This window comes from Parafrankia discariae, assembly GCF_000373365.1.
Taxonomy (GTDB): domain Bacteria; phylum Actinomycetota; class Actinomycetes; order Frankiales; family Frankiaceae; genus Parafrankia; species Parafrankia discariae.
Window position 1 is genome coordinate 1 of record NZ_KB891284.1, and the last position, 12754, is coordinate 12754.

A 12754-nucleotide genomic window follows, 5' to 3' on the forward strand; every position below is an offset into this window, starting at 1 on the left:
GGATCGCGCCCTTCGCACCCGACGCGGTCGCCGCCTCGTACTCCGCCAGGATCCGCATCTTGTAGCCCGAAGAGAACTGCCGGCGCCGTGCCTTCGCGGGCACCTCCGGATCCGGCCGCCGGCGCTGCGTCTCGTCCTCGCTCACCCGACCATCGTCAACCGGCCAGCGAGCCGCTGTCAGCCCCGCATCCATCTAGATCAAGCTCCCAACCCGCCCTCGTCACTGGTTAACAGACATCCTCTGCCTCGAACCAGCTTGGCAGGTAGGGTCCGGTCCCGTCGCGGATGCCGGTCAGGTCGATGATCACGGTGACGTACTTGTCGCCGCGTCGGGTGTGGCGCCACACATGCTCGTCGACGCCAAGAACTCTGACCCCGTCGAACCTGGTGGCATCGTCGATCAGGGCCCGCTTGCCCTCGGACAACACGGCGTCGTTAGCGGTGTTCCACGCGATCCCGAGACCCTCGGCGACCCGAGCGACAGTGAGGTGCTGACACACGATCCCTTCAAGGGCCCACCGCAGCCCGCGACGAGAGAGCTTCGCTCGCGGGTCGGCCGCCAGGCTGCAGTCTTGGCGCCAGACGTGACCGCAGCCGGCGCATCGGTAGCGGCGGATCGTGACCAGCAGCGTCGTGGGTCGCCACCCGAACGGCTCGTGCGCCAGCCGTCGGGTCACGGTGTCGCGTGGAGACCCTTCGCAGCCGCAGCGGCGGCACCATTGATCGGGTTCCAGGACCCGGCACGCGAGGACCGCGCGGTCAGGCTCGAGGCGCTGGCCGGTAATGACGAGGCCGAGCTCGTCGAGTCGGCAGAAGGTGGACAGGTCGGGACGTGCGAACGCATCTGCGCGCTCGCCGACGGTAGCGTCGGGCATGTCAGGTCTTCCAGATGGTGAGCGTGAGAACTTCCATCTCGGGAGACCTCGACGTCTATCCCAGGCCCCCAAAATCAATTCTCATCCGTGATGAATCCCTTCCACCTGCTCTGGTTTGGCCCGGCGACGCCCTGGACCGGTGCCGACGCTGATCTCAGCAGGCCATCCCCGGCCGCCGCGGCATGAAGGGTGGACTCCCCTCTACAGCGACGGACCCTGCACACCCGAGGCGCGCTGCTCAGCGAGACACAGGCCGATCGGCACCTGTTCGCCACTGGTGAGCACGTGGAGGTTGAAGCTACTTAGGGGTTCTACCGGCGGATGAGTCTAGGTCATCTGCCGAACCATCTTGTGATCACGGCCGGTGGCAGAAGCTAATGCGGATCAGTCGGCTGTCGGCCCAATCCTCGAGCCGTGTCGGCCGGATGGTGCCGGGATCGTGGGGCTGATTGAGATCCGCGACGATCTCCGCCAGGACGGCCTGACGTTCGGCTGCGTCGGTGACCGGCATGGCCCGCGCGGGCAGATCTGCGCGGATCCCGTTCTTGAGGTGGAAGGTGAATTCGGGATTGGCGAGCAGGTTCGCATGCCAGTCGGTTGCGGTCCCGCCGGCGCCGCTACACAGGTAGGTCTTGCCGGCGGCTCGGTAGAAGAAGATCTCGATGCGTCGTGGTCGGCCGGTGCGGCGTCCCAGCGTCGTGATGTCGACGATCCGCTCTCGGGTGCCCGCGGCGGGTGTGATCTCGATGGCTCGCCGGATGGGGTCGGGCAGATGCGACAGAAACACGTCCCGGACGGAGTTGTTCGATCGAGTCGTGTATGGAGTGCTCATACGGTCTCGGTCTGAAGGGCGGGGCCGAGGAGGAGTCCACCGTCAATGACGTACTCCGAACCCGTGATGAACGACGCGTCTGATGAGGTGAGGAACAGGAGAAGCCGGGTGACGTCGGTCGGCTCTCCAAGCCGGGGGATGGCGAACGGGTCGGGTGAGTAGAAGTCGGCGATTGCCGCGGTGGCGCCAGCTGCCGGTTCATGGATGAAGGAGGTCGCGATCACGCCGGGGTGGATGGTGTTCACGCGGATGTGGTCGCGGCCGAGCTCAAGCGCTGCCGTTCGGGTGAGTCCTCGCACGGCCCACTTGCTGGCGACGTAGGGCGCGTAGTGAGCCGTGCCACCCAGGCCCATGGTCGAGGCGATGTTGACGATGGCTCCTCCTGCCGCGCGGCGCAGAGCGGGTGCGGCGACCTTGATGCCGAGGAAGGTGCCTGTGAGGTTGATGTCGAGGATGCGCGACCACGTGGTCCGCTCCGTGTGCTCGATCGGCGCCGGCGGATTCTGGACGCCGGCGTTATTGACGAGCATGTTCAGAGCGCCGAAGGCGTCCTCGGCGGCACGGACAGCGGCGAACCACGAGCTCTCGTCGGTGACGTCGAGGTGGGTGAAGCGAGCACGGGTTCCGAGTTCGTCAGCCAGAGCGGCGCCGCGGGCAGCGTCGATGTCGCCGATCACCACGTTCGCTCCCTCGGCGTGAAAGGCGCGGACGTGGCTCGAGCCCTGGCCACCGGTCCCGCCGGTCACGAGCACGGTCTGGCTGTCGAAGCGGGTCACGAGACGTTCCTTAGGTGCGTGGGTGTCTGATCAGGATCATCGCCGATAACGGCGACCAATGGTGAGTCGAGCGACTCACCATCAAGTCGACCCTAGGCCGTCGACGGTGGCGAGTCAAGCCACTCACCTCGTATGCTCGGTCCCATGAGCAGCGTCCTGCCGACCTATCACCAACGCGTCGCCGAGGAGAAGCGCGCGCTGATCGTGACGGCTGCGACCGCGCTGTTCCTCGAGCTGGGCTACGACCGGACGTCGCTGGCGCGGATCGCGGAGCGCTCGGGCGTCTCGCGAGCCACCTTGTTCAAGCAGTTTCCCAGCAAGGCTGCCCTGTTTGACGCCATTGTCACTGAGTCCTGGTCCCACGCTGACGAGGAGGATCCTCCGCCGGCAGGCAACGTCGTCGACGGGCTCAGCGCCATCGGTCGCCGCTACGCCGACCTGTTGAGCCGACCCCAGATGACCGACCTGTTCCGGATCGTCATCGCCGAGCTGCCGCGGTTCCCCGAGTTGGCCCATGCGCAGTTCTCCCACGGGAAGATGCCCTACTTCGAGTCTGTACGCCGCTACCTCCTAGCTGAGCACGAGGCGGGAACGGTGCGGGTCGAGGATGCGGACCTCGCAGCCACCCAGTTCCTGGGTATGATCTCAAACTACGTCTTCTGGCCAACACTCCTCGTGCCCGACTGGAAGGTGAGCGCCGTGCGCGTCGCTCAGGTAGTCGACGAGGCCGTCCGCACCGTCGCCGCGCGGTACTCCGCGACCGAACCAGGGGCGTCCACCAAGAAATGATCGCCGCCGACAGCTACGGTAGTCGAGTTAGCCGCCGGAAGAAGCGGGCGCCTAACCGATCGGACGGTCAGTTCCGAGGACGTTCGCGATGCCATCACGCTGATCGGACACCGCAGAAGTGGCGCCGATGCGCTGACCCATCTCGATCAGCCCGGCACCATCTACGGTCGGACAAGGCGGCTCTGGCGGACTGCTGAAACGTCCGCGGCTCCGCTCGCGGGTAACGATTTCCCGACCACATCATGAGGGGCGCCCAAACCGGCGAGCCAAGGCCCGCGGCTACACCCTCAATTGCGTTGAGCCCGTTTCGACGGCTACCGACCAGGCATCCGCTGCTCGATCCGAGCCAGCAGCATCTCGGTGTCCACCGGCTTGGCAACGAAGTCGGTCGCACCCGCGGCGAGACATTTCTCCCGGTCGCTCTGCATCACCTTCGCGGTGACGGCGATGATCGGCAGGTCCGCGAAGCGCGGCATCTCCCGGATGGCGCTCATGGTCGCGTAGCCGTCCATCTCAGGCATCATCACGTCCATCAGGATCAGGTCGACGTCGGGGTTGCCGAGCAGCATCTCGATGCCTTCCCGGCCGTTCGAGGCGTGCAGCACAGTGAGTCCGTAGACCTCGAGCACGCTCGAGATCGCGAACACGTTCCGGACGTCGTCGTCGATCACGAGGATCTTCCGCTCGCGCAGCTGGGGACGGGCGGGCGGCTCGGTCACGCCGGCGCGCTCGACGGCCGCCGAGTCGTCGGCGAGCAGCGGCGGCAAATCATCAGGCCGGTCGGCGGACAGGTGCAGGGTGATGCGTTCCCGCACCTCGTCCAGCGACGGAAGCAGCTCCAGCCGGAGGGTCCGGTACCGCGCCTGCGCCAGCCGCTCGTGCGCGTCGTGCATCTTCTGGGTGGGGTGGGCGAGGACGGGGAGGTCCCGCAGGTCCGCGTCCTCCTGAAGCCGCTGCAGGAATGCGAACGCCGAGGCGTCAGGCAGCGTCAGGTCGAGCACCACGCAGCGGTGCGGCGTCGCTGCCAGGGCTTGGACGGCGTCGTCCGGCGTGGTGACCGTGACGAGCCGGACGGGGCCGTGGGTGTCGGCGAGGTCCGCCGATGCCCGCTGCGCGATCAGACCGAGCAGTCCGTTGGACTCGGGTTCGAGGACCAGCAGGCGGCGGTCCGGCGGCGCCTCGCCGGACGACGGCAGTACCGGCTCGTCCGGCTGGCCGGCCTGAGCCGGGTGAGCCGGCCGGGCCGCGGGATCGGCCGCCACGTTCTGGGCGATGGCCTCGTACTGCGCTACCCCGGATCGCGCCGGCAGGAACGGTGCCGGCTCGGACGATGCGGTTCCAGGCGGCGGCAGATCGTCCAGTGGGAGGTGGAGGGTGAAGGTGCTGCCGCGTCCGAATTCGCTTTCCACGCGGATGTCGCCGTCGAGCAGCGCCGCGACCTCACGGGAGATGGACAGGCCGAGCCCGGTGCCGCCGTACTTGCGGCTGGTGGTGCCGTCGCCCTGTTGGAAGGCGCCGAAGATCCGCTTGAGGTTCTCGTCGGAGATGCCCACGCCGGTGTCGACGACGGCGAACGCGATCGTCGAGGTGGCGCGGCCGTCGGGTTCGCAGGCGTGACGGGTGTGGATGCGCAGCGCCACCTGGCCGTCCTCGGTGAACTTGACGGCGTTCGAGAGGAGGTTGCGCAGCACCTGCTCGAGCCGTTGCTCGTCGGTGAACAGCCGGGTCGGCACGCCCGGTGCGACCTCGACGGTGAAGTCGAGGCCCTTCTCGGCAGTCAGCGGCTGGAACGTCGCCTGCAGGTCGTCGACCAGCTTGCCGAGGTCGGCCCACTCCCGGTGGACGTCCATCTTGCCGGCCTCGACCTTGGACAGATCCAGGATGTCGTTGATGAGCTGCAGCAGGTCCGAGCCGGCCGAATGGATGACGTTGGCGAACTCGACCTGCTTGGGTGTGAGGTTGCGGGTCGGGTTCTGCGCCAGCAGCCGCGCCAGCACCAGCAAACTGTTCAGCGGAGTCCGCAGTTCGTGGGACATGTTGGCCAGGAACTCGGACTTGTACTTGGAGGCCAGCGCGAGCTGCTGGGCCCGCTCCTCGATCTCCTGCCGGGCCTGCTCGATCTCGATGTTCTTGATCTCGATGTCCCGGTTCTGACGTTCCAGCAGCGCCGCCTTCTCCTCGAGGTCGGCGTTGGACCGTTGCAGCTCCTCCTGCCGAACCTGCAGCTCGCCGGACCGGGCCTGCAGCTCGCCGGCCAGTCGCTGCGACTCGACGAGTAGCGCGTCGGTCCGCGAGTTGGCGATGATCGTGTTGACGATGACGCCGATGGTTTCCATCAGCTGGTTCAGGAAGTCCCGGTGCACCTCGGTGAACGGTGTGAACGAGGCGAGTTCGATGACGCCGAGCACCCGGTCCTCGAACAGGATCGGAAACACGATCAGGTTGACTGGTCTGGCCTGGCCCAGGCTGGAGGAGATCCGGACGTAGTCGGCCGGCGTCTCGGCGACCAGGATCGGCTTTTTCGTCCTCGCCGCCTGACCCAGCAGCGACTCGCCGACCTTGAAGGTCACCGGCACAGCCGCGTTCTCGGCGTAGCCGTAGCTGGCGATGAGCCGCAGCACCGCGTCGCCGTGGGCGACGTCGGTGAGGAAGAACGTGCCGTGCTGGGCGTCGACCAACGGCGTGAGTTCGTCCATCACCAGTTCGGCGACGGTGGCGAGGTCGCGGTGTCCTTGCATCAGGCCGGAGACCCGGGCCAGGTTGGTCTTGAGCCAGTCCTGTTCCTGGTTGGCCCGGGTGGTCTCCCGCAGCGACTTCACCATCGCGTTGATGTTGTCCTTGAGCTCGGCGACCTCACCCTTCGCCTCGACCGTGATTGATCGGGTCAGGTCGCCGGTGGCCACCGCGCTGGTGACCTCGGCGATCGCCCGCACCTGACGGGTCAGGTTGCCGGCGAGCTCGTTGACGTTCTCGGTCAGCCGTTTCCACGTCCCGGACACGCCCTCGACCTCGGCCTGACCGCCCAGGGCGCCGTCGGTGCCGACCTCCCGGGCGACCCGGGTGACCTCGGCGGCGAACGACGAGAGCTGGTCGACCATCGTGTTGATCGTCGTCTTGAGCTCGAGGATCTCGCCCCGGGCGTCCACGTCGATCTTCTTCGACAGATCGCCCTGCGCGACGGCCGTGGTCACCTGGGCGATGTTGCGGACCTGGCTGGTCAGGTTGTTCGCCATCGAGTTGACGTTGTCGGTGAGGTCCTTCCAGGTGCCCGACACGCCCATGACGTCGGCCTGGCCGCCGAGTATCCCTTCGGTGCCGACCTCCCGGGCGACCCGGGTCACCTCGGCGGCGAACGACGACAGCTGGTCAACCATCGTGTTGATGGTCTGCGCGAGCGCCGCGACCTCGCCCTTCGCCTCGACCGTGATCTTCTGTGACAGGTCACCCCGAGCGACCGCCGTGGCCACCTGAGCGATCGAGCGGACCTGGGCCGTCAGGTTGGACGCCATCACGTTGACGTTGTCCGTCAGGTCCTTCCAGGTGCCCGACACACCGCGGACGTTGGCCTGGCCGCCGAGGTTGCCCTGGGTGCCGACCTCGCGGGCGACCCGGGTGACCTCGTCGGCGAACGCGGACAGCTGGTCGACCATCGTGTTGATGGTCTCCTTGAGTTCCAGGATCTCGCCGCGGGCGTCGACTCTGATCTTCTGTGACAGGTCGCCCTTGGCCACCGCCGTCGTCACCTGCGCGATCGAACGTACCTGGTCGGTCAGGTTGGCGGCCATGACGTTCACCGACTCGGTGAGGTCCTTCCACGTACCCGCGACACCCTTGATGTCGGCCTGACCACCGAGCCGGCCCTCGGTGCCGACCTCCCGCGCCACCCGGGTCACCTCGTCGGCGAACGATGACAGCTGCCCGACCATCGTGTTGATCGTGCTCTTCAGCTCGAGGATCTCGCCCTGGGCCGGCACGGTGATCTTCTGCGTCAGGTCGCCCCGGGCCACCGCTGTGGCGACCTGCGCGATGTCGCGGACCTGCCCGGTCAGGTTGCCCGCCATCGCGTTGACTGAGTCGGTGAGGTCCTTCCAGGTGCCCGACACGCCGGGCACCACGGCCTGGCCACCGAGTTTGCCCTCGGTGCCGACCTCCCGCGAGACCCGGGTGACCTCGGAGGTGAACAGCGCCAGCTGCTCTGCCATCCCGTTGAACACGGTGGCGATCTCGTCCAGCAGCGCGTCGCCGCTCTGCGGCAGTCTGGTGCCGAAGTCACCGCCACGCACCGCCGACAGGCCAGCGAGCAGGCGACGAAGAGCGCCGTCGTCGAGTGCTCGGTTGAACGTCCCAGCCTCAGTCACGCGAGCTCCAGATGTCGGCCCATGTACCCGGGCATCGATCAATTTTAGGTCCAGAGCGGTGGACTAGGGTAAACACAGCCGAAGGCATGTGCGGGTGAGCCGCCGCATACGCGCCGGTGACCAGAAGCTCGCTCCTGGTGGCAGAACGTGCGTCCCCTCGGGCTGGCAGGCGGACTCTGGAGGTCGAGTGGGCGGCGGCGAAGCTGTCAACGACTCCCGCTGGCGGTCGTGGACCACGCTGGTCGCCCGCCTGCAGTCCGAGCTCGACCTCGAACGGGAGCGGCGGACCGCCCAGGCTGTGGTGGAGCTCGCCAAAGGTGTCCTCATGGAGCGTCTGCGCTGCTCTCCTACGGAAGCCGCCGCGCAACTGGCACGGCTCGCCGACCAGACCGGTGTCCCAATGCGGGAACTCGCGCTCGACCTCGTCGACCAGACCGCCCTCGACGAAATCGCGCACCCGGATCTGCCTGTCAGTCGGCGGCGGGAGGCGCGGCTCGCGCAGGTCGAGGCGCACGCCGCGGCCGGCGGCGACGACGTCGCCGCCGCGGTGTTCGACCAGATGCTCGCGGGGTCAGGAGCACAATCGGTCGTGCTGTGGGTGTTGGAGCCGGACGGCAGCCTCGGCCTGGTCGGACACACTGGTCTCAGCTCGCTCGACGCCAGCCGCTGGTCACGTGTGCCGCCGCAGTTCGACAGCCTCCCCCTGCGCGTCCTCCACGACGCGGCCGCCCAGTGGTGGCCCCGGGGCGTCCCACCCGGCGAACCCGTCCCCACGGCCGGGAGCCGAGCGGCAGCACGGGCGCTGCTCCCCATGACCGACGCCGGCACCCTGGTCGGGGTGATGGAGGTCTGCTGGCCTACACCCGCCGCGGAGTTCCACGACGTGCTTCGCCGTCAGTTGCTCGCGGCCGCTCAGGTGGCGGTGCAGGCACTTTTTCTGCACGGGGACCCGTCGCGCGACCAGCGAGCTCACTGGCTGCCAGCCCTCCTGGACGGGCTTTTTGAATCCGCGATGCTCGCCCGCGCGGTCCGAGACCCGGCTGGAGACCTCGTCGATCTCCACATCGACCACCTCACCCAGGACTTCGTCGACCCAGCCGGTCGCAGCCGCGCCGAACTGCTCGACCGCCGGTTCCTCACCCTCTACCCGCTTACCACGACGCCCGGCGGACTGTTCGAACACCTGCTCCAGGCCATGGCTGCAGGGAAGCCCTTCCACGCCCGTCAGTTTCCCGTCCACGTGCTCGTCGAGGGCGTCGCGAAGGTGGTCGACCTCGAGGTCCGCGCGGTCAGACTGTTCGACGGGATCGCGGTCGGGTGGCGGGCCGCCGACCACAGCGCTCGGCTCCGCGCCTTGCTGGAGAACGCGGAGAAGCTGGGTCAGCTCGGCGGCTGGGAACAGGACCTCGTCACTGGCGAGTTGCTCTGGACCGACAACGCGCACGCCGTGTTCCACCGCCCTCGGCCGCAGCCCCCGATCCGGCTCGAAGAGCTGGACGGGCACGCCCACCCCGAGGACGCCGAGCGGGTGCGACTGTTTCGGGACAGTCTCGTCCGGCTGGGACGACCGGCGGTGAGCGCGTTCCGCTTGGTGCACTCCGACGGCTCGACCCGCAGCATCCGCGCCTTCGGCGAACCGGTCACCGCCGCCGACGGCACCCGGACCGCCGTGCGCGGGGCCTACCAGGACATCACCGCCGCCTACGGCGCCCACGTAGCCCTCTCCGCCACCCGTGACCGGCTCGCCCAGGCGGAACGGCTTTCTGAGGACAGGCAACGGCTTGCGCTCCGCCTGCAACAGGCGATCATCGCCACCTCCGCGCCGCTGCCGCGATCAGCCCGGTTGGACATCGCGGTCCGCTACCGCCCGGCGGAACAGGACGATCTCGTCGGTGGTGACTGGTACAGCGCGGTGACCATGCCCACCGGCGACGTTCTGCTTGTCGTCGGCGACGTCGCCGGCCATGGCATCGACGCTGTCACCGCCATGGTCAACCTGCGCTACAGCCTCCGGGGCCTCGCCGTCACCGGAGCAGGGCCGGCTCAGCTCCTCGGCTGGCTCAACACGATTACCCACCACCTCACCGACCAGGTCACCGGGACCGCGATCTGCGGGCGCTACGACCCCCTCACCCGGACGCTGCGGTGGTCCCAGGCTGGGCATCTCCCGCCGGTGCTCCTGCGCGACGGCCGCGCCCGACACCTCCCGGTCCCCGAAGGCATTCTGCTCGGTGCGGTCGACAACGCCGAGTACGAGGAGCGCACTACCGTCCTCGAACGTGACGACATCCTCCTGATGTTCACCGACGGACTGGTCGAACGACGGGGGACCTCGCTGGACGAATCCATGGAAGCGCTGTTCCGTCTCGCGGAACGCCCAGTGGACGACGTCGAGGCGTACGCAGACCACCTCCTGGCAGGCGCTGCGTCCGACACCGACGACGACACCTGCCTCATCGTCGTCCACGTCCGATGACCACCTGTGCTCCTGGCCCGTGATGTCTCACGTGCGGCGCCCCTCCAGGGCAACGTCCGGTCCTCCGCATGCGAGCCGAACACGGCATGACGACCGGTACCCCGGCGGGCGTCGACCACCGCGAGTGCTCACCGGGCACTGTTGCATCGGCGGAGTCCGCTGTCCCGCGGCCGTCGATCAGTCATGATCGAAGGTGCGTCGACGTGGTGCCTGTCCACCGGTTCCGACGTCGGAGTTCGCGGGGTTCCGGTTCCCGCCTGAGGTGATCGTCCTGGCGTCCGGTGGTATCTGCGGTTCGCGTTGTCGTATCGGGATGTCGAGGAGCTCCTCGCGGAACGCGGCCTCGAGGTCGATCACGTCACGATCTACCGGTGGGTGCAGCGCTTCACACCCCTGCTGGTCGACACGGCCCGGTCGTGCCGGCACCGGCCCTACGACAGATGGTTCATCGACTAGACCTACGCCAAGGTCTCCGGCCACTGGACCTACCTCTACCGGGCCGTCGACCAGCACGGCCAGGTCATCGACGTCCCGGCCAGCGCACAGCGAGACCAGGCCGCCGCCCGGCGGTTCTTCGTTCGAGCGGTGACGCATGGGCGCCCCCCGGTCGAGGTCACCACCGACAAGGCCCCGGTCTACCCGCGGATCCTCGACGAGCTGCTCCCCGAGGCCTGGCACGTCGACGCCGCCCGGGAGAACAACCGGATCGAAGCCGACCACGGCCGGCTGAAAGCACGGCTGCGGCCGATGCGCGGACTGAAACGCCTCCGCTCCGTCCAGACCGTCAGCGACGGACACGCCCTGGTCCAGAACATCCGCCGCGGCCACTACGAACTCGGGATCGACACCAGACCGCAGCTACGGCTGGCCGCCGCGTTCACCGAACTCGCCGCCACAGTCCGACCGGCAGTCACCCCGGCCGCTGGCATGCCCCGCCTCCCCGGAACGCAACAGCGCCGTCGTCGGGGGCTTTGACGGGCGTGAGCCTTGTTTTTCCCCGTCGAGCGCCGTGGTCCACCTGGTGGTTTCGCGCGCCGGCGGTGGCACCGGGCGGCGAGCCGGCGGCAGAGCCGGCAGGCCGTCGGAAAGCCACCGGGTCAGGCGCCGTGGCGACGGCCACGGGCGGCGTAGCTACGCAGTGCCCGCAGGAAGTCGATCTCGCGGAACGCGGGCCAGTACGCCTCGCAGAAGTACAGCTCGGAGTACGCGCTCTGCCAGAGCAGGAAGTTCGACATGCGCTGCTCGCCGCTGGTGCGGATGACCAGGTCGGGGTCGGGCTGGCCGGCCGTGTAGAGGTGGCGGGCGACGTCCTCGGCGGTGAGGGTCTCGGCCAGGTCGGCCAGCGAGCCGCCCGTCGCGGCCTGCTCGTGCAGGAGGGCCCGGAACGCGTCGACGACCTCCTGCCGGCCGCCGTACCCCACGGCGAGGGTGACGTGTGCCCCCGTCGAGCAGGATCGGGTGACTTCCTCGGCGTTCTTGAGCGCGCGGGCCGTGCTGTCCGGCAGCGCGTCGAGCAGCCCGGCGATGTGCATCTGCCACGCTGGTTCGGGAGTCGCGATCTTGTCGGAGACAACCTGCTCGATGACCCGCATGAGGAACGCGATCTCGGCATCCTCGCGGTGGGCGAGGTTCTCGGTGGAGCAGACGAAGACGGTCACATGCTTGATCCCGGCCGCCTCGCACCACGACAGCACGTCCTCGACATGGTCGGCGCCGAACTTGTGGCCGAGGCTGGGATTGGCCATCCCCATCTGGCGGGCCCAGCGGCGGTTGCCGTCCATGATCATGCCGACGTGCCCCGGTAGCTCGGCTCCCTTGAGCGACGCGCGGAGCCGACGGGTGTACACGGTGTAGGCAAGATCGCGTATTGGCACAGCCCGAATCTATGCCCGCCTGTCCTCGGGCCGGCTCGGCGGGGCCACGCCGATGCTTTCCTCACCATCGGCGATCTTGTGGGCAGGTAGCGTGGGCATCGAGGCCCCGCAGCGTGGAACCAGCTACCGGATCTCGGTGCGGACATCCTTCTCCCGGCCGGCGCCCGTTGGTTGGATCGCCACGTCGGACGGCGTCGAGCTGCTTCATCGGCTGAGCGGCGCTGTTGCGTTCCGGGGAGGCGGGGCATGCCAGCGGTCGGGGTGACTGCCGGTCGGACTGTGGCGGCGAGTTCGGTGAACGCGGCGGCCAGCCGTAGCTGCGGTCTGGTGTCGATCCCGAGTTCGTAGTGGCCGCGGCGGATGTTCTGGACCAGGGCGTGTCCGTCGCTGACGGTCTGGACGGAGCGGAGGCGTTTCAGTCCGCGCATCGGCCGCAGCCGTGCTTTCAGCCGGCCGTGGTCGGCTTCGATCCGGTTGTTCTCCCGGGGAGCAATGGTTAAGACCTGTGGATCGGTTGGGGAGGGCGTACCTTCCCGGTGATCGAGGTTTGGGTCTCAGTCAGGCCGACGTTGGCGCGTCGGTCGGGAAGGCACGCCCGTGCTCACGGTAGTCCCCGAGGAGAACACGCCCGCTGATGGTTCGGCGGGTAGCCCGTCGCTGATCGATGAGATCGTCCGGGAGGGTGCCCGGCGGATGCTCGCGGCCGCGTTGGAGGCCGAGGTCGACGCCTACATCGCCGAGCTCGCTGACCAGCGTGACGACCGTGGCCGCCGG

At 68.3% G+C, this 12754-nt stretch carries 6 protein-coding genes and 4 pseudogenes; 4 read left to right on the forward strand and 6 right to left on the reverse strand.

The annotated features are described in order from the left end of the window. Positions 1 to 266: 266 nt before the first annotated feature. From B056_RS38965 to B056_RS0133185, 3 genes and pseudogenes are all read right to left on the reverse strand, one after another. Positions 267 to 875: pseudogene (locus B056_RS38965) on the reverse strand (ISL3 family transposase); the annotation flags it as partial. 355 nt (positions 876 to 1230) lie between these two features. Further along, positions 1231 to 1707, reverse strand: a complete 477-nt coding sequence (locus B056_RS0133180; protein WP_051105809.1) for a nitroreductase/quinone reductase family protein — start codon at positions 1705 to 1707, stop codon at positions 1231 to 1233. Then, complete coding sequence (locus tag B056_RS0133185) at positions 1704 to 2483, reverse strand: glucose 1-dehydrogenase (RefSeq protein ID WP_018506145.1); 780 nt, start codon at positions 2481 to 2483, stop codon at positions 1704 to 1706. Before B056_RS0133185 ends, B056_RS0133180 begins: the two co-directional genes overlap by 4 nt. 144 nt (positions 2484 to 2627) lie before the next feature. Between B056_RS0133185 and B056_RS0133190 the strand changes: the two genes are divergently transcribed. Then, the gene (locus B056_RS0133190; RefSeq protein ID WP_026240438.1) at positions 2628 to 3272 is read left to right on the forward strand and encodes a TetR/AcrR family transcriptional regulator; all 645 of its coding nucleotides are present in this window, start codon (positions 2628 to 2630) and stop codon (positions 3270 to 3272) included. A 314-nt stretch (positions 3273 to 3586) separates the two neighbouring features. Here the strand turns inward: B056_RS0133190 and B056_RS0133195 are convergent, their stop codons facing one another. Beyond that, on the reverse strand, positions 3587 to 7630 hold the full coding sequence (locus tag B056_RS0133195) for a HAMP domain-containing protein (protein ID WP_026240439.1): 4044 nt from the start codon (positions 7628 to 7630) through the stop codon (positions 3587 to 3589). Positions 7631 to 7817: 187 nt separating this feature from the next. Between B056_RS0133195 and B056_RS0133200 the strand changes: the two genes are divergently transcribed. Next, on the forward strand, positions 7818 to 10106 hold the full coding sequence (locus tag B056_RS0133200) for a SpoIIE family protein phosphatase (RefSeq protein WP_018506148.1): 2289 nt from the start codon (positions 7818 to 7820) through the stop codon (positions 10104 to 10106). A gap of 193 nt (positions 10107 to 10299) precedes the next feature. Continuing rightward, positions 10300 to 11006, forward strand: a pseudogene (locus tag B056_RS40105) (IS6 family transposase); the annotation flags it as partial. A 197-nt stretch (positions 11007 to 11203) separates the two neighbouring features. On the opposite strand, the gene uppS reads toward B056_RS40105, so the two are convergent. Both uppS and B056_RS41435 read right to left on the reverse strand, forming a co-directional pair. Continuing rightward, positions 11204 to 11980 (reverse strand): polyprenyl diphosphate synthase, encoded by a 777-nt coding sequence (gene uppS, locus B056_RS0133215; protein ID WP_026240440.1) that lies wholly within the window; start codon positions 11978 to 11980, stop codon positions 11204 to 11206. Positions 11981 to 12255: 275 nt separating this feature from the next. Continuing rightward, a pseudogene (locus tag B056_RS41435) lies at positions 12256 to 12471 on the reverse strand (DDE-type integrase/transposase/recombinase); the annotation flags it as partial. 106 nt (positions 12472 to 12577) lie between these two features. On the opposite strand from B056_RS41435, the pseudogene B056_RS43335 reads away from it, so the two are divergent. Next, positions 12578 to 12754 (forward strand): annotated as a pseudogene (locus B056_RS43335) (IS256 family transposase); the annotation flags it as partial.

What these genes read in the sequence shown, in the direction of transcription:
- B056_RS0133190 (WP_026240438.1), top strand. Translation starts at nt 2,628, where the DNA reads ATGAGCAGCGTCCTGCCGACCTATCACCAACGCGTCGCCGAGGAGAAG.
- B056_RS0133180 (WP_051105809.1), bottom strand. Translation starts at nt 1,707, where the DNA reads ATGAGCACTCCATACACGACTCGATCGAACAACTCCGTCCGGGACGTG.